The sequence below is a fragment of the Psychrobacter sp. SZ93C1 genome (assembly GCF_015864635.1).
Lineage (GTDB): Bacteria > Pseudomonadota > Gammaproteobacteria > Pseudomonadales > Moraxellaceae > Psychrobacter > Psychrobacter fozii.
Window position 1 is genome coordinate 66,779 of record NZ_JADYWY010000008.1, and the last position, 17,291, is coordinate 84,069.

Here is a 17,291-nt window from a genome sequence, read left to right on the forward strand (position 1 = left end):
ATGACTGAGAGTGGTGTGTTTTATTATGGTCAAGATAAAATTGATTATGAAGTCGTGCGTAAAGAAGCAACTTATAAAGAACAGATAAACCAGCCTGAAAGCGATGAGCTGATTGTTAAAAAGACCAAGCCTAGAAAAGTGGTCATCAAAGTACATCCTGATCAGCGTGTGGTTGCCACCGCACCTGTCGATGCGACTGATGAGATGATTTATGATGCTATGTTGAAACGTGCGCGCTGGATATGGCAAAGCCTACAGGATTTTGCTAAGCAACAAGATCATGTATTGCCCAAGCGTTATGTCAGCGGTGAAACCCAGTTTTATCTGGGTCGTCGTTATGTCTTAAAAGTGCTTATTAATTCTGAGACTGAACCTAGCGTAAAGCTTAGTCGTGGTCAATTGAATGTATTCTTGCAGCAAAACAATGTGCAAATAGACCAAAAAATACAAGCTGAAAAAGTGAAAAGTATGGTCGATAAATGGTATCAAAACAGAGCTAAAACTGTCTTCAGTGCCAGATTGAAAGCCTTGCTACCAAAGGCTTCATGGGTAAAATGCGATCCATTATACAAAGTTTTGATAATGCAAAAACAATGGGGGAGTTGCTCTACAAAAGGCAACTTAATACTCAATCCGCATTTGGTAAAAGCACCAAAGGAATGCATTGATTACGTTATACTACATGAGCTCTGCCACATTGCTGAGCATAATCATAGCGAACACTTTTGGCGGTTACTAACGCAAGTAATGCCGAACTGGAAAGAAGTTAAAGCCAGACTTGATGGGATGGCTGAGCTATATTTGAATGAGTGAGGGTGAGACGAAAGAGTATAGTAAAAGATATAGCAAGCACAGGATTCGCTATTAACACTATGTATTAATTGAACTAAAATGCTTACCTAGGATAGGATCAGTATCCTATTTTGAGTTTAAAACTATTCTCTTCCATATAAATTACATATTTATTTGGGTACTTTCGTATAAAATTTAGAAACTGATAATATCTAAACAACTATCACTTATTAAACTTGGTTACCTTTATTAGTAATTTAAACGCTATATTTATTAAATTATTATTGTAGATAAGATATCTAATTGAGTATCTAGAACATCTGATAGTAACTTTTAAATATATACACGCTGCTGGTTCTGTTGTTGAATTTTTTGTGATATTTGCGTATATAGTTGAGCATCTTCATTTTCACGATCAGTTAGAGTTATTACTAAAGCATAGTTCTCTTTTTCGGAGCTTAAAAATTCAGCCCATATCTTGTCCTGACGAGTGACTACAATGAACCATTTATCATTAGGATTTCTTTGTTTCATTCTCCAAGTGGATGATTGAACAGTGCCTTTAGATCTCAACTCTGAACTTACATCCCGATTAGATTTAGCATCATCGTTTCTAGTATCGAAATCACGTCTAGTGTCGTTATTGAAATGATTTCGAGCGGATTCAATGGAGTCGTCTTTGATTAGACAAAAACTCATCTTTGTTGCTATATAGTCTTGTCTAGTTGTTTTAACAGCGGGGCAATAAGCTAGCGTCACTCTAATTTCTCTAGAAGCACGTTTTGATCTTAAAAATTCAGGAGATAAAGGTATTTCAATAAAATGGTGGTTGTTGTTTTCTATGGTATCTTCTAATAATAGCACTACAACGTTTTCAGTAGATCTAAAAAGCTCGTTTTCATTAATACGTCCATAACCGGCTATATCTCTACAGACATCTCTCTTTGTATCAGATTTGTAACTTTTCTTCAACTCATTCTCAAATGTGCTTTCAATTTCAGGTAGGAGGTTAGCATGGTTAACTAAAAGTGCCCTAAGTAGATTAGAGGAGGCTTCAGGGTAGTTATTAAGAAGTCGACCTGCAAGATGAGTTATATACGGTGCCGCGAAACTTGTTCCACTCACTTCGCTTAATAATGAACCACCTACAAATTGATTGTTGCAAGTTAATACACCTAAACCACGACTAGTGATATCAAACTGATTACCAAATCGCATTTTTGAAGCTAGGTTTCCCCCAGTAGCTACTAATTCAGGTTTGATCGCTCCTCTTACTGACGGACCACGACGCGTAAAGGGAGAAGGTTGATTTTCGTTAGCAGGGGATAGCTGCGCAATTTCAGGATATCTCTGCTGATCCATAGTAGCGTTATGTCTAGCTAAACTTCCAACAGTAAGTACATTCAAAGCAGGTGCTGGATCGATAATAGTACACGTCTCATGTAAAAGATAATTTGGATACTCGTCTCTCCAACTATTCTCAGGTACGTCAGGATTAGTTGAACCAGTAAAGTTTCCTGCTGAGACTATAAATAGAACATCGAAGTCACGTGCAAGCTTATCTAATATGTATGCTAAACCACGTATATGTGTGCCATCGTAAGGTGAGTTTTGGTTACCAACGGATAAGTTGAAGATACGGCACTGATGTTCTTGTACGAAGTATTCCACAGCTTCAATAATAGAACCCTCAATACAACTTATATCATACTCAGCATTTTCATCTAGAACTTTGCCATTGAAAAGCAAGATTTCAGGTTGCCAATAGTTACTTGCTGAACAAGCTTCTAAATCTCCATATAAGGCTACGCTTGCGACCGAAGTTCCATGGCCATTATGATCAAATACGTCCTCTCCACCTTTAATGAAACTTTGGCTTTCTGCTATTGCTGGTGCTAATAAAGGGTGATTAGTAGCAATGCCACTATCCAGAATACAAATTCTAGCTGCATCTTCTGAAGGATGAGGAATATTTCGAGGAAGAGATTCTGTACTTAAGTTCAATTGATTATAACTGATGCCACTTTCAGGTAGTAAGTCAACCATTCTAATATCAGAGTGATTCAGTAAATCATCAATAAGATCAGAGTTTAAATTTAAACGATACATTAATAGACTATCTAGATTTATCTTATCAATACGTCTAATTGAATTTGAAGACATCCAGTTTTCAAAACTATTACATACTCTTGAACGGTGTGGATGATCAGTATCTTCGATAGGCCAAAGTTCAACATCTAAAGTTAACCTATCTCCCTCTGGAAAGCCTTTATTTCTAATTGCCCAGCTCTTACGATCTTCATTTGTCCAAGTATCAATACTTTCTATTGCTTCTAATATATTTTTATATGTGAGGCTATCGTCCTCATTACCTAGTTTTTGAATGTTATCAGAAAATGTTTCTAAGCCTTCTTGGTCGGTGGAAATAATACATAGAGTGTTATCTTCTTGACTTATAAAGTTAAGACCATGCTTTACTAGTTTCTGTAAATCAACGAAACCACTATAACTGACTTTTAAGATGCGCTTATCAGCTTCAGAGGTAGGACTTTGATTTAATACAGTAATAGCATTATGCAAGCTTTCAGCTAGTTTTTGCGAATGGGCCTTCTTGTCTGGCCTACGAATAGGTTGAATATTATAGTCTCTTGTCCTACGGGGGTTCTCAAGTGGAATTCTTTTAATTCTTAAGTGTTTATATTCGTTCATTTAGTAAGCCCTATCGACTTTCTCTTGCTAAAGCATTTTTCAAGTCTTTAGTAGTTAGAAACTCTTGTCCCTTGAGTATCATTCTTTTAATAGCACGGCGTATTACTCTTTCAATGTCAGCGCCACTCTTATTTACGAAAAGATCTAAAATTTCCTTTTCTTCTACCTCGAATTGTCTACGTACACCCCTTAGTTTTAAAGAGAGGATTTCTGGCACTAGATTATTTTCAGGGATAGGGAATTCAAGAGTTTCATCAAATCTACGCCAAATAGCAGTATCAAGAATCTGCTGATGATTGGTTGCAGCTAAGATTATACTTTTACCTTGATAAGCATCCATCATTTGTAATACTGAATTAACTAGGCGACGTAGCTCTCCGTGTTCACCAGAATCTGAACGTTCTTTACCAATTGCATCAAATTCATCGAATAGGACGACTAGCGAGTTTTTAGAAATAAAATCGAAGACTCTTCTAAGGTTTGTAGCTGTTTCACCCAACAGTGAAGATACTATTACATCTAAACGTACAATAGCTAAAGGTAAATCAAGTTCAAACGCTATTACCTCAGCAGCTAAAGTTTTACCGCACCCAGGAGGTCCAAAAAAGAGCACTTTTTTAGAAGGTTTCATGCCATAGCTCTGTAAAAGATCAGCACGTCTATTCTCTTCTACTAGCTCATCAATAGCTGAATGAGTGTTTTTATTTACAATAATTTGTTCTAAAGAACGTTGAGGATGTCGCATATCCAAAAGGGGTAAGCCTTGTTCTTTATCTGTAGGAGGTAAAGGGAGTACGTTGCGATCTAGAGGTTTTTCTGACTTTAAATGTTCCCCATACAAAATTTTCTCAAGATCATTTGCCAATAAATGGTGCTGTTTTTGTCGTTCATCCTGAATAACAGCTTCAGTGACCTTACGGAAACTCTCAATATCTCCGTTAGCTCCTGCTGTTATTAACTGTCTGAGAACTTTACCGCTTGCCATTACGTTTACCTCAAGGATCGTAAAAATCGACTATAACCGAAACTATATTATAAGCTAATACTAAACTGTATCACAATTTAAAATAGTTAATCATTTAGCCATTTTATGTAGTATCGTAGAATATAAAATTTTGAAGAAAAAATTATATATTTATAGCTACTCATTCGAATGTAAAACAAGCCATTGAGAGTGGCTTGTTTTATATATTAACCTAGTGTACTCGTTCAGCCATTTTCGACTCTAACCATTGTGCAATTTCACTTGCCACCCATGCTACACGTCCATTACGTGCCTTAAATCCATCACGCTCTTTAAATTCCTTTGTCAATTTAACTTGAATAGGGAAGGTGGGGTCGTAGCGTTCAGACTTCTTATCCAACATATCGTAAATTGTCGTACAACTTAGTCCGGTAAAGTAAGTAACTTCTTTTATTGGTAGCATGCGAGGTATGATTGTCGCACTTGGATTATGTAAGCTATTTTGACTGTTAGTATTGAAGTTTTCCATGATTTACTCCTTGTAAGTGAATGAGAGTATTTCCCCTCATATACTTATCGAGTCCTATATTTTTTTACCGCATCCCATACCATACAGTTCCATGGTTAGCCTTGATTGAAGCCATAAAAAAAGAGCTGATTCATTCAGCTCTTTTTTATGCCGTATATACGCGTGTCGGCTGTACTAACTAACTGCCGTTACGCTCTGTCGTAGCCCTTGCTCAATGCTGGTTACGTCACGAGTCGCTAAGCCATTCTGATAGTCACCCTGTTGACTGCTGCTAACATCACCTGTATCTACCGGATAAAACTCATCCACTACCTCCATTGCATCTTCGCTATCGACACCAAAGCATGAGTTCACATAGCCAAGCTTTGCCGCTGCCTCTAGTGCTGCTTGATCAAAGCCATGTTCGTTCAGCTCCTTATCAATAGCCCCAGCATCTTGTACGGCCTGTTTGAGTGTTACATCATCACGCAGTGTTAAATCCACAAAGTAAATTGGAGTACGATAGCTTTGCGTGGTGCTCTTACCTCTAAGCGTGAGTTGCAGTGGTAGACACGACAGCTTATTGCCTGATACTGCGGCAAAGTAGCTAAGCCTTGCTGCAAGGGTTCTAATACTATTGAAGCCTGTGGTACGAAAGATAAACGTACCCAGCTCATCGTCTTCACTCAGATTTGCGTACAGTCTGCCATACGGCTTACAAGCACCGCCTTGTGCCAGTGGACAGCGATCAGGGGATGGGCAAGGCAGTTGCTCTACGCCATTACTCGTTCTGCGCTGACATTGCTCACCATCACCCACGCATAGTGGACGACCTGTTTGTCTATCAAATAGCGTGTATTCTGCTCGCAGGTTAAGCTCAGGATCATTAAACAGCATACGTACGGGTATTTGTCTCAGCTTACCGTCATTCTTTGCGCGTAGCTTTGCATCAAGGGGATGATTGATCCAGCCGTCTTTGTTCTGAACTTGACTGGTGATGGTGAATTGATCGTCTTTGGCAGGTAGACGCTTGCCATCTTTTACAATGACACGGCCAATGCTGATACGACCTAAAACTGGCGGGGTTATCGTTAGACCTTTAATCATGATGGTATTCCTTATGTGTTTGATAGATTATGTTTAGCCATAAAAAAAGCCCACCTGTGCTAGGTGGGCGGTTATGCGCTTGTTTTGATTCATTAGTTTTGACTGGCTGGTTGATGTCTTGATGATTGATTGAGTAATTTTTAGCTCAGTCATTAAGCACAACGAATCGTCTGCTACCTTGCTTGGTTTTACTGAATTTGGCTAATAGCTCAGGATGAGCTTTAGTAACGGCTTTGCTATCTAGACCGATACTGTCTTTCGAGCGCTTCCAAGAGATCGCACCTTTATCGAACACAGCGACTTCATTATCGGCAATTAGCGTTTGCAGCTGATGCTTCACTTGATCATGGCGTTCTTCTAGCTCTTGCATGTAGTCGCGGTAGCTCAGCAATTGCTCAAACAGCTTGTTAGCACCGTCATTATCCGTTAGATCAACCTTGCTTGAGGGTTTAGCCGCTGGATACAGCTGCTTTAATGCCCGAGCAGCAGATTCTGAATGATCAGGGGTTGGTGGCGTGTCAGTTTCTACGTACTGCCAGAATAGACGCTCATGCTCCATGATAGAGTCAATCAAGCGCTCGTCACGCTCAACCTTATATATCTTGGCTTCATGTCCACACAGCAGTACGCAGATATGCGCCGCTTGTTTGCCAGTGACCGCTAATTGATGCTGTACTTGGCAAGTCACATATAGTGGCACACCATGCTTCCAGAGCTTGGCTCCATGTTCGCCAGCAGTTTTACACTCTAGAATCTGTACCTCATCACTACCTGTAATGGCATAGTCTAGGTTAGCCAGCATAAAGGCCTTGTCAGGATCAGGATGCTGCAAGATGGCATTGACGCGGCGTACTTTGTTACCAGTATGTTCTTGATAGAATTTAGCGACCATCGGCTCTAAGGTATTGCCCCAATAGAGTGGCGAATAACCTTCAATGCTCTCATCGATGTCTGAGGTCATGCGTCCCGTCTTGATCATCCATAGCTCAAGCATTGATAAATACGGATGAATACCACAAGCGGCAGCGGCATCAGAGCTGCCAATGCCTTGCTTGCGAAACTGTAGCCAGTCTTCACGGCTCAAAGATTTGGTATTGACCAGGCGTTTGGCCGTAGTCACAGAACTAGCCGATGGCTTAGCAGGTTTGTTCTCTAGCTTGGTCTTTGGTATATCTTCAATACCATGCTTAGTCTTTATTAGCGTCTTAACTTTAACAGTGGCACGCTTAGACTGTCTTTTCTGAGTTGTCGTGTTTAATGCGATCAGGTTCATAGGGAATTCCTTAGTAGAGTGGTTATTGATTGATATCAAATGAAAGGCATAAAAAAACCACGCTCAAAGGCGTGGTTGATTGTTTGTCAGATTAGAACAGCGTTGCTTAAGCAAGCATCATTAGCGATTGCTCTAACCCTTTCTGTTTCAGCTTAGCGCCAGCACCGAACCATGCTGAATTGAGACGGTTATCCGTATTCATCGCACGTCGTTCATGATCTACGTACTCAGTAATGCTGCATAGCAAGCCATAAGCCGTATCACTGGCAGCATCAAGTGTGGCACCGCGACCTTGACCATTAAACATCTTCATGACTTGATTCATCGCTTTGGCATTGGGCACCGCATCCTTCTCTTTCTTAGCACTGTTAAACAGAATGATGTCATTGTCCTGATCATTGAACACACGGCTCAAATAATTGGCTGCTTCTGCTTGGGTGACACGGCGCTCAGATAGCTGCTTCATCTCGTAGCTGTGTTCTTCCCACTGCTTCACGGACACGCCTAATTGCTGCTTGACCTTATCGGCATCAAACGAGGTTGAATGCGGTACTTTCACCACACCGCCATTACCGTTCGCTAGGCTAATCGCTAAGGTGTTATTACACACCACACGGATGGAGGTGAACTGAGCAGTAGTCGCTAGCGTGCCGTCACAAGCGGTTGCAAGCAGCAAGTAGCCATTACTGACATCTTTACCCTTGAGCGTTGCTGACTGGCCTGTACGAGCCAATGCCCATAGCTTACGACCACCCTTTAATACCCCAGCAGTTTCCAGCTCAAAGTCAGATTGCTCAGTAAGATCACGATAGAACTCTAAAATCTCACGAGGTTGGACTTCTTGATAGCGCTGACTAACCACCGATAACGGCTCAAAGTTATCGCTACGGTATAAAACCTTCTGCTCAGCAAAGGGCAGAATCAGATTGTGGCCTTTATCATTGTTTGCCATGTAGCTGACATCCGATGATTCAATACGCCAGTCCATACCGGCTTGCTTAGCCCAGACATCGATAGGCTGCTTGGGTGCCAGCTCATTACCTAGACCATGCCAAGGGGTTTCGCCAACGTATGCCATTGATTCGATTAAATGTGCCATAAGAATATTCCTTTTAGATTGATTGATTAAGTAAGTTGATGAATTAATTGAAGCTACTGAAAACGTGAGAGCAGTCGCTACAGCGATACTGTTTGCTCGCAAGTATCGGTAAAGCATTATTTGGTTGAGCCATCTCGATCACCGCAGCTAAAGCAATGCCTGCTACAGCACCTATGGCTGGATGAAACTTAAGAGTCTTACATAAACTGACGCCAAGACTGACTAGCATGGCAGGTGACAACAGGCTTTCGACAAGTGTGTTATTAGTACCATCACTCAGCTCATAGACGGCAGATGAGCGACAGCATGGACAGATGGGTTTCATAAGGGCTCCTATTTATTTTGGGCATAAAAAAGGCCTGCACGAGGCAGACCTGAATATGTTGGATTTGGCATGGTTGTGATACCAGTTGCGCTATCTCATTACTGTAATATATATCTAAGATTACTTTGCTATCGCTTTATGCCTCTACGCCAAGATACGTCGAACTCACCATGCCCGAAGGTACGCATGCTTGGCAACCGTGCCTTCAGCCGTTGTTCGTACTTATCTTTTTTGGTGGTTAAGTAACTCGATGTTCTAATGGCATTTTGGACTTCATTCTCATTATTGCGATGAATCCTACCCACACCTCTTTTTCCTTGTTTTTCAAATCTCTTAACATAGTTTGGATTACTAGCATTAAAGTAATGCCCTTGTCCTTTAATTATAGAAACCCATTTTGCACCAACTATTTGACCAAGGTAAGATTCTTTGTGATGTTTCGAAGCGTCATATATCAGTACGAGGTGACAATGTAAACCACAGTCATTCTCGTAACCTTGCTCAAGCGACCATGCATAGCCAAGCAGATCTTTAAAGCAACCATTCCTTTTCTCTATCCGTTTTAGCAATACCTTCCTATACTCATTGAAATTATCAATACTTTTTTCACCGATACCATCCATACGATAGTGTAAGTCAACTCTTACAAATAAAAGTCGTCCGTAATGTCCTGTTAGCTCATTTAAATATTTACTTAGCGATTTAGTGTTCCTGTCTTCCTGTAGTGCAAAATTAGCCTTGTTTAAATGATACTCAGAGAAGTAATTTTGTATTTCATACATAAACTCTTGCGCAGCCTCTTCGTCCCACTTTACCTCTGAAGGATAGTACTCACCTTTCAGTTTTTGCCCAGTAGCTATAAACCATTTTATAGTTTTCGTATAAACCAGCGTAGAGCGATGGTGATACATCATTTTTGGATATAGATCATTCAAAGCTAAAGATAACTCATACACAGTTATGTTGTCGTTGAAAATATCATCTACAACATTATCGACTATTGTTAGTAATTTGTTGATCGTTTGGACTTGATAACTCATTATATTCCTCCTGTGAATTTGGTTTCATATCTTCAGGATGGTGAGTTAAATTTTACACATAGCCACTAAGGGTACACTCAAGTAGATGTGGTACTGATGTGTTATATAATATAAATAACCTACTAAGCAGACCAAATCAATACTGTAAAAACGCCCACCTATGGTGGCACCAATTTTTGGAAGGATCCTCAATTTGAGAGGTGTAGCAAAAGGGGGAGTTACGTAAATTCTAGATAGGGAGGAAATGCCTGTTAATAGGTTTACAAAACCCCGTATTTATTAGCATTAACCTAAAATAACTATTTAAAAACCACTAAAATATTATTTAATATATTTCGAAATACTATGTATTTATATCATAATGACATATACTAAACATGATAATAACACGCGTGTTAAATATATTTTTAGGGAGTATTAGGTTTTGGCACTTCATAAGCACAATGATCTTGACCAAGAATCACGTGATAGACATAGATACCTAGACAAAAAAGTTATTCCACTATCTGCTAGGGAAGCTATGTGTCTACGGGATTATTTAGCTGAAACTTTAGATAACGAATTTCAAGAATTATCATTTGAAAATTTACAGAAACAGCTGGCATCATTGTTATTTGAATATGATAATTACAGAGATATAATAAACAAAGGTTTGCTTTTTTCAGGATCATCTTTGATTTCTGAAGAAAACTTTCAGTGGCTCATTAATGATTTAAGAGCTCAGATATTTACTATTAACACCTTACAGAAGATTGAAGCAGCTAAAAGTGAAAGTGTTCTAAATAAGTACGGTAGCAGTATTATGGACAGTATATACAGCTACTTCGATTTTTTAAGCCTTGATGGTAAGCTGTTAAATTCAAATCGTAAAGTGGACTTACTAGCTAAAGCTAAAATCATATGGGATGCAGTATGTGAAGAAGATAATTATTCAGAATGGCTCAAAGATGACAATATAAAACAAGTTCGAAAGGCGCGCGAGTACCTTAAAAAAGATAATCGCTATGTAGATGCTAATATAGATAATTCAAATTATAGTGAGATAAGATCTAGGGTACTAGCCTCAATAGATCTGATAGACAATCCTATTCGTATGACTCTTAGCAAAAATTATAAACAAAGTGATACTAAAGTACTTTTTCTAAAAAAAATGAAGAATGCATGGGTTCAGCAAAAGCAACGCGACGAAGGTAAAACAAAAAAACCTTACCACTTACCCCTTACTGTCTCTACTAATGCTAATCTTAAAGAACTGGCTGGAGTCAACAACCTTACTCCTGCTAAGCAATTAGAGGTACTTATTAACTCAGAGCACAAGAAGGTTTTTTTCGATGATGATGGTAAGAGAAAATATTACACTTAGCCTTTTAGCATTGATTGGATATCTTCAGCGCTTAACCCTTTACTTTTCAAAGCCTTTATCAAAGTATCGCTATCTATGTCTAATAGGGATTTCTTATTATTCTCTGTTAATGATTGTTCAATTTGCTTACGAGCGGTCTGGAAGTCCACAACTTCACCTTTATCTCTAAGTAAGTCTAAGAAGTCTGCCCATACCTGCATTATCTTGCGACGCTCATCTAAGTGCTGGGCGTGGTTATATACGGCTCTGATGCTGCTTTTTTTGTCATGAGCCATTTGCTTTTCAATCGCATCACCCATGTAGCCAAGCTCGTTTAAGTTGGTAGATGCGATATGGCGGAATCCGTGTCCTGTTTGTTTGCCACCGTAACCCAGAATATCTAAAGCATTATTGATAAATTCTTCGCTATAAGGCTTGTGCATACCAGTATGGTAGAACACGTATTCATATTGTCCTGTGATGGGTTTCATCTCTTCCAAAACCGCTAGCATTTGATCTGATAAAGGAACAACATGCTTACGTGCAATTTTAAGGTTATCAATATCGACACGCCATAGACGGTTAGGGAAGTCGATATGTTCCCATTTCATCATTCTGAGCTCGATAGTACGACAGAAAGAATATGCTAAAAACTTCATACCCAACCGAGTTTGATCGTGACCATGATAGCTTTCAATCTTTTGTAAAAGCTTAGGTAGTTCACTAAGCTCAACGTGTTTCATATGCTTGGTCTTCGCTTTTGGGTATAGCTCTTTTAGTCCTTCTGTATGATTGACCTCGATTAGTCGCTCTCCCTTAGCTCTTCTAAGAATATTGCTTACGAGATCGATAGTACGTCTTGTTACTTCTCGTGGTGGTGAACCTTCAACGTTAGTCCTACTTTCAATTTGATCGGCAACAAATTTACAATCTTCGAATGTTACATCTTTTAAAGCGATGCCCTCAAAGCTAGGTATAACGTCTTTGTGCATGCGATTATAGTCTTGCTGATAGGTACGAGGCTTTACGTTGCGCTCACGTTCTTCTAACCATTGAAGTGCATAATCATTGAACATTTTAGCTTGCTCATTAGCCAGTTTTTCTTGACGCTTTTTGTTTTTTGGGTTGATCCCTTTTGATATTAGAGCTTTGATGTCAGCGTTAGCAACTCTAGCTTCTGCTAAACTCATCTGTGGGTATGTACCTAAAGTGGTGTTTTTCTGCTTACCATCAAAACGATATGCACTAATCCAGGTTTTTCTTCCAGAAGACCGCACCCATATTTGCAACCCTTCTTGATCACTATGTTTATCAGGACGGGAGCTCGTACATTTTTCACTAGGTTTAAGACTTCGAATTTTGACATCAGTAAGCATTGCTTAAACTCTCTATAGAAATTAAAGTAAGCCTTTACCGACGAGCTGTTCGAGTTATCTGTTGGTATAATTAAATATATAACTTTCAAACTGTTGGTACAAAAGGCAGTTTTTAATTCTATACCAACGTTTATACCAACACAATCATTGGATGACCTAGAAATACATCGGAATACTTGGGAATTTGGAAGTAAGCTATAGTAAGGCGGAGGCTTTATATGTAGAGGATTAACAGGGTTTTGGGAGGGGTTTAAGATGGAGTAGATATATAAGATTGGCGGTGAAGGAGGGATTCGAACCCTCGATACGCTATTAACGCATACACACTTTCCAGGCGTGCGGTTTCAGCCACTCACCCACTTCACCGTTTTTTGACTGGCTCAGTATAGCGGATACCATTTAAAATGTCACCACTTACACCTTATCTTTCTTTATTTGCAGACGCCTGCTAGGATAGCGTATCCGTAATAACAAGCATAGATGGTTGAAAGTTGAATGATAAGTTTTGGTAGGCTCAAATATACTCTCAAAAATAGCATAATAATGACCGTTGCGACGGTTGCCATAAGCATGACTTCAGCAAATGCTGATGATTTTACTCAGTGTAGTGAGTCTTTTTATGGTGGGGTCTACCCTGAATTTACTAATGATAAACTAAGCAATAAGACACAAGAGTTATGCATGGACGGCTTTGCCGTTATGTATTCAGGTGTATCACGCACACCACTGTGGTCGGCAGAGCATCTAGATCGCAAGCGCTTACAGCAAGCCAAAGAGATTGATCGTGAAGACAGTTTTCATGAAGAAAGCAAATTGCCAGAATCCGCACGCGCTTCATTATCTGACTACTCAAAGTCTGGCTATGATCGTGGACATTTAGCACCCAATGCTGATATGGCCAATCGCAGCCAACAATATGACAGCTTCAGTTTGGCCAATATTGCCCCACAGTCACCTCGTAATAATCGTTATATTTGGCGTAATATTGAATCAGCGACTCGATATCTGACGCAGCAGTATGGTGAAGTCTATACGATTACAGGGGTTTCATTTACGAATAAAAAAACCAAGCAGCTCGCTGATCGTGTGCTTGTACCCAGTCATTTCTTCAAAGCTGTCTATATCCCAGCGACCAATCAAGCAGGGGTTTACTACGCACCAAATGATGAGTCGGAGCGTATAGAAATTATCAGTATTGATGAGTTGGCTAGCGAAATCGGTATCGATGTCTTACCCATGCTGGACTCTCAGACCAAAAAACAAGCATTCGATTTGCCACTGAAAGCGGGTGAAAGCTCTGATTTACCTGCTGATGAGCCAACAGAAGAGCCTACTTGGATGCTATTTGTTTGGGCGATTATTGAGTGGCTGTTGGGTCAGCTACAAGCATAGAGGTCTATATGTGAATGTAGACAATGACCGAAAGCGAGTGATACTAAGAAATAATGTAAGATGCTATTAATAGGATGGATGACCAAATGATTGAACCCTTTGCTAATAATCATCAAAGTATGCAGATAGGTGAGCTTGTAATTGAAAATCAAGAAGACAAAATTATCATTTATGGTGATCTTGACCTGACTTTAGATGCATCTGGATATGAGCAAGCCCAGCAGCTACATGCACTGACCGCTAAAATCATACAAGCTTTCGAAGTTAATGATACTTATAGCAAGAATGACAGTAAGTCAAAAGAAAATGATGACCAATTGGGCAAAGTTATAGATAATCCTTTTCTATAACTCTTTGATATAGTTTTGTTTTTACAGAAATAATAAAGTGTAAAAAAACTACTAGGCAAAGTCCAAAAATTGCTTATAATGAATTAAGACATTGCTTATATCACTCAAAGCTTTGAAGAGGCTGATAAGCAATGGTAGTAATCGGCTTTCCAATTAGTATGAGATCGTCAAGCTTGTAATAAAATATTCTAGCAACGGATAAGCATGGAATATCAGAAACATAATGTTTCGAGTAATCATTGTATGAAGGGAGTCAATTTATGAAATTATTTACAAAAACCGCTTTAGCAGTTGCAGGTATCAGTCTAGCCACTATGGCGTTTGCCGCTGATCCACTCGCCAATACAACTTGGCAGACCTTTGATGAAGGTAAACCAAAAGGCACAGTGAAAATTACTGAGTCAAATGGTGTGCTAACAGGGACACTTATCGCTACCAACTCAGCAACAGGTAAAAAGCACGTTGGTATGAAAGTCATTAAAGGTCTAAAAGCTGATGGTGGTGGTAAATATAGTGGTGGTACGATTACGGATCCTGAGAAAGGTAAAGATTATCGTATGACAGCTAGCTTAAATGGCAGTACCCTGAACCTAAAAGGCTATATTGGCCCATTCTCACGCAGTCAAACATGGAAAAAGAAATAACCTAATATAGTTGTTCTTTTATCAATATTAATTTTGATCAAAAAAATCCCGCATTACCGAAAGGCATCGCGGGATTTTTAATGCCTATAGTTTAGTATGGTTTCAAAGTATTTATCTTACAAAATCTGGATAAGCTTCCATACCACATTCTGCTATATCTGCACCTTCATACTCATCTTCTTCAGAGAGACGTAGGCTAATAACTACTTTGATAATTGCCAAAACAATACTAGGGCATGTCCTCAATTCAATCGATGGTAATCTAAATGGGTTAAAAATGGCTAAATCTTGCCAAACAGCGTCAAATAGTTAACTAATATCTCGATATTACCTGCACTATTTTCCTTGTTTGACTGCAACTTATCTCATTTTTACCATCATTTTTGAAATGAGGACACACCCTAATTTTGATCAAAAAAATCCCGCTTTACCAAAAGGTATCGCGGGATTTTTAGTGCTTATATTTTAGTATGGTTTCAAAGTATTTATCTCACGAACTCTGGATAAGCTTCCATACCACATTCTGCTATATCTGCACCTTCATACTCATCTTCTTCAGAGAGACGTAGGCCAATAACTGCCTTGATAATTGCCCAAGCGATTAAGCTAGCAACAAATACCCAAACAAAGATGGTAGCTGCACCAGCAATCTGACCGACGAATGATGCCGCTGGATTGGTAATTGGTACAATAAGTAGACCGAATAGACCGACTACGCCATGAACTGAAATAGCGCCGACTGGATCATCTATTTTTATTTTATCTAATGCTAAGATAGATAGCACAACGATAACGCCAGCGATTAAACCAAATAGTGTGGCTTGTAATGCAGATGGAGTAGAGGGTTCTGCCGTGATAGCGACTAGCCCTGCAAGTGCACCATTTAAGAGCATTGTTAAGTCAGCTTTGCCAAAGATGATGCGTGCTATTATTAAAGCACCAATTGCACCGCCTGCTGCCGCAGCATTAGTATTTAAAAAGACCATGGCAACTGAGTTGGCACTGGCGATATCGCCAAGCTTTAGTACTGAACCACCGTTGAAACCGAACCAACCCATCCATAATATGAGTGTACCCAGTGCTGCTAGTGGTAGATTAGCACCTGGAATGGCACGTATTTCGCCATTAGGGCCATACTTACCTTTACGCGCACCTAACAGTAGTACACCTGCCAATGCAGCCGCAGCACCCGCCATATGAACGATACCAGAACCTGCAAAATCAGAGAAGCCCATATCACCTAAGTTGAACATGCCAAATACATCATTGCCGCCCCATGTCCAGCTGCCTTCTAGTGGATAAATGACACCAGTCATCACCACGGCAAACAGTAAGAATGACCAAAGCTTCATGCGCTCAGCCACAGCCCCTGAGACGATAGACATACAGGTTGCAACAAATACTACTTGGAAGAAAAAGTCAGACGCGGCAGAGTAGACAGAGTCACCGTCAAAGCCGTTTTCAGCTGATGCTGTCAAAGCCTCTTCTACTAGTGTGTCACCACCTGCGATACCACTCAAAAACAAATCACCGCCATACATAATGGCGTAACCGCAAATCATGTACATCGTACAAGCGGTCGCAAAAAGTGCGATGTTTTTGGTTAAAATCTCAACGGTGTTTTTTGAACGAACTAGGCCAGCTTCTAACATAGTGAAGCCCGCTGCCATCCACATGACTAGCGCCCCACATATCAAAAAATAAAACGTATCAAGTGCGTACTGGAGCTCGAAGATTTGATTTTGCATATTAATTCCCCCTTGAATTGATGCAATACAGCTTATCGGTGTGGTCTATAATTTTTGTTTATAGGTTGGTCATATGCTTTAGATAGCGTCAGGACCCGTCTCGCCTGTACGGATACGAATGACTTGTTCAAGAGCGGTGACGAAGATTTTGCCGTCTCCAATCTTGCCAGTGCTCGCAATGCGAGTGATTGCTTCGATAGCAGGTTCGACCATCTCATCGATAACAGCCACTTCAACTTTTACTTTAGGTAAAAAGTCCACCACGTATTCTGCGCCACGATAAAGTTCGGTATGACCTTTTTGGCGACCGAAACCTTTAACTTCAGTAACGGTGACACCTTTAACACCGATGTCAGAAAGCGCTTCACGTACATCATCGAGCTTAAACGGTTTTAAGATCGCAGTGATTAGCTTCATAAAATATTCCTTATTTGTGTGATGCTGCAGATTGATAGAGGCATTGTGGTACATCGTATCTCTGCCTTGCTTATCATAAGTTATTCAAGAACTGTGCCAATTTACTCAAGGGGGATAGGTAAGATTGGAACTTTGTGCTCAAAAAACTCACGTTCAGGGCAAAGAGTAATGACTATGCTACCACGGTAAGCACTGTCATTATGGG

The 17,291-nt window shown here is 39.8% G+C and carries 16 protein-coding genes and 1 tRNA gene; 5 read left to right on the top strand and 12 right to left on the bottom strand.

Translation table 11 applies throughout. The annotated features are described in order from the left end of the window. Nucleotides 1-813, top strand: coding sequence for a M48 family metallopeptidase (locus I6E83_RS10990; RefSeq protein WP_197101941.1), 813 nt, complete (start codon nt 1-3; stop codon nt 811-813). Nucleotides 814-1,125: 312 nt separating this feature from the next. On the opposite strand, the gene I6E83_RS10995 is transcribed toward I6E83_RS10990, so the two are convergent. The 8 genes from I6E83_RS10995 to I6E83_RS11030 form a co-directional block, all read right to left on the bottom strand. After that, entirely contained in the window at nt 1,126-3,501 is a 2,376-nt protein-coding gene (locus I6E83_RS10995) for a S8 family peptidase (protein WP_197101943.1), read from the bottom strand. Nucleotides 3,502-3,511: 10 nt separating this feature from the next. Next, complete coding sequence (locus I6E83_RS11000) at nt 3,512-4,486, bottom strand: AAA family ATPase (protein WP_197101945.1); 975 nt, start codon at nt 4,484-4,486, stop codon at nt 3,512-3,514. Nucleotides 4,487-4,697: 211 nt separating this feature from the next. Next, nucleotides 4,698-4,994, bottom strand: coding sequence for a helix-turn-helix transcriptional regulator (locus I6E83_RS11005; protein WP_197101947.1), 297 nt, complete (start codon nt 4,992-4,994; stop codon nt 4,698-4,700). A 174-nt stretch (nt 4,995-5,168) separates the two neighbouring features. After that, nucleotides 5,169-6,080 carry a hydrolase or metal-binding protein gene (locus I6E83_RS11010; protein WP_197101949.1) on the bottom strand — a complete coding sequence of 304 codons (912 nt, stop codon included), beginning with the start codon at nt 6,078-6,080 and terminating at the stop codon, nt 5,169-5,171. A gap of 145 nt (nt 6,081-6,225) precedes the next feature. Continuing rightward, nucleotides 6,226-7,353, bottom strand: a complete 1,128-nt coding sequence (locus I6E83_RS11015; protein WP_197101951.1) for a YqaJ viral recombinase family protein — start codon at nt 7,351-7,353, stop codon at nt 6,226-6,228. A 106-nt stretch (nt 7,354-7,459) separates the two neighbouring features. Then, a complete protein-coding gene (locus I6E83_RS11020; protein ID WP_197101953.1) occupies nt 7,460-8,452 on the bottom strand; it encodes a DUF932 domain-containing protein in 993 nt (330 codons plus the stop codon). Between the two features lie 43 nt (nt 8,453-8,495). After that, entirely contained in the window at nt 8,496-8,777 is a 282-nt protein-coding gene (locus tag I6E83_RS11025; protein ID WP_197101955.1) for a hypothetical protein, read from the bottom strand. A gap of 128 nt (nt 8,778-8,905) precedes the next feature. After that, nucleotides 8,906-9,817 (bottom strand): inovirus-type Gp2 protein, encoded by a 912-nt coding sequence (locus I6E83_RS11030; protein WP_197101957.1) that lies wholly within the window; start codon nt 9,815-9,817, stop codon nt 8,906-8,908. Between the two features lie 424 nt (nt 9,818-10,241). On the opposite strand from I6E83_RS11030, the gene I6E83_RS11035 reads away from it, so the two are divergent. Beyond that, the gene (locus tag I6E83_RS11035; RefSeq protein WP_197101959.1) at nt 10,242-11,180 is read left to right on the top strand and encodes a hypothetical protein; all 939 of its coding nucleotides are present in this window, start codon (nt 10,242-10,244) and stop codon (nt 11,178-11,180) included. On the opposite strand, the gene I6E83_RS11040 is transcribed toward I6E83_RS11035, so the two are convergent. Continuing rightward, nucleotides 11,177-12,535, bottom strand: a complete 1,359-nt coding sequence (locus I6E83_RS11040; protein ID WP_197101961.1) for a tyrosine-type recombinase/integrase — start codon at nt 12,533-12,535, stop codon at nt 11,177-11,179. The two genes, I6E83_RS11035 and I6E83_RS11040, sit on opposite strands and share 4 nt — an antisense overlap. 275 nt (nt 12,536-12,810) lie before the next feature. Next, nucleotides 12,811-12,901 (bottom strand) — tRNA-Ser (locus I6E83_RS11045). Nucleotides 12,902-13,105: 204 nt separating this feature from the next. Here I6E83_RS11045 and I6E83_RS11050 point away from each other — a divergent pair. The 3 genes from I6E83_RS11050 to I6E83_RS11060 all read left to right on the top strand — a co-directional run bounded on the left by I6E83_RS11050 (nt 13,106) and on the right by I6E83_RS11060 (nt 14,921). After that, a complete protein-coding gene (locus I6E83_RS11050; protein WP_227680926.1) occupies nt 13,106-13,927 on the top strand; it encodes a DNA/RNA non-specific endonuclease in 822 nt (273 codons plus the stop codon). Nucleotides 13,928-14,013: 86 nt separating this feature from the next. Then, a complete protein-coding gene (locus I6E83_RS11055; RefSeq protein WP_197101965.1) occupies nt 14,014-14,277 on the top strand; it encodes a hypothetical protein in 264 nt (87 codons plus the stop codon). A 260-nt stretch (nt 14,278-14,537) separates the two neighbouring features. Beyond that, the gene (locus tag I6E83_RS11060; RefSeq protein WP_110923646.1) at nt 14,538-14,921 is read left to right on the top strand and encodes a DUF2147 domain-containing protein; all 384 of its coding nucleotides are present in this window, start codon (nt 14,538-14,540) and stop codon (nt 14,919-14,921) included. A 485-nt stretch (nt 14,922-15,406) separates the two neighbouring features. On the opposite strand, the gene I6E83_RS11065 is transcribed toward I6E83_RS11060, so the two are convergent. After that, nucleotides 15,407-16,669 (bottom strand): ammonium transporter, encoded by a 1,263-nt coding sequence (locus tag I6E83_RS11065; protein WP_110923645.1) that lies wholly within the window; start codon nt 16,667-16,669, stop codon nt 15,407-15,409. A gap of 78 nt (nt 16,670-16,747) precedes the next feature. After that, a complete protein-coding gene (locus tag I6E83_RS11070) occupies nt 16,748-17,086 on the bottom strand; it encodes a P-II family nitrogen regulator (RefSeq protein WP_010197981.1) in 339 nt (112 codons plus the stop codon). Between the last annotated feature and the right edge of the window lie 205 nt (nt 17,087-17,291).

Coding starts and splice junctions, on each gene's coding strand:
- I6E83_RS11025 (WP_197101955.1), bottom strand. CDS start 8,777: ATGAAACCCATCTGTCCATGCTGTCGCTCATCTGCCGTCTATGAGCTG.
- I6E83_RS10990 (WP_197101941.1), top strand. CDS start 1: ATGACTGAGAGTGGTGTGTTTTATTATGGTCAAGATAAAATTGATTAT.
- I6E83_RS11065 (WP_110923645.1), bottom strand. CDS start 16,669: ATGCAAAATCAAATCTTCGAGCTCCAGTACGCACTTGATACGTTTTAT.
- I6E83_RS11020 (WP_197101953.1), bottom strand. CDS start 8,452: ATGGCACATTTAATCGAATCAATGGCATACGTTGGCGAAACCCCTTGG.
- I6E83_RS11050 (WP_227680926.1), top strand. CDS start 13,106: ATGACTTCAGCAAATGCTGATGATTTTACTCAGTGTAGTGAGTCTTTT.
- I6E83_RS10995 (WP_197101943.1), bottom strand. CDS start 3,501: ATGAACGAATATAAACACTTAAGAATTAAAAGAATTCCACTTGAGAAC.
- I6E83_RS11010 (WP_197101949.1), bottom strand. CDS start 6,080: ATGATTAAAGGTCTAACGATAACCCCGCCAGTTTTAGGTCGTATCAGC.
- I6E83_RS11055 (WP_197101965.1), top strand. CDS start 14,014: ATGATTGAACCCTTTGCTAATAATCATCAAAGTATGCAGATAGGTGAG.
- I6E83_RS11040 (WP_197101961.1), bottom strand. CDS start 12,535: ATGCTTACTGATGTCAAAATTCGAAGTCTTAAACCTAGTGAAAAATGT.
- I6E83_RS11060 (WP_110923646.1), top strand. CDS start 14,538: ATGAAATTATTTACAAAAACCGCTTTAGCAGTTGCAGGTATCAGTCTA.
- I6E83_RS11030 (WP_197101957.1), bottom strand. CDS start 9,817: ATGAGTTATCAAGTCCAAACGATCAACAAATTACTAACAATAGTCGAT.
- I6E83_RS11015 (WP_197101951.1), bottom strand. CDS start 7,353: ATGAACCTGATCGCATTAAACACGACAACTCAGAAAAGACAGTCTAAG.
- I6E83_RS11005 (WP_197101947.1), bottom strand. CDS start 4,994: ATGGAAAACTTCAATACTAACAGTCAAAATAGCTTACATAATCCAAGT.
- I6E83_RS11070 (WP_010197981.1), bottom strand. CDS start 17,086: ATGAAGCTAATCACTGCGATCTTAAAACCGTTTAAGCTCGATGATGTA.
- I6E83_RS11000 (WP_197101945.1), bottom strand. CDS start 4,486: ATGGCAAGCGGTAAAGTTCTCAGACAGTTAATAACAGCAGGAGCTAAC.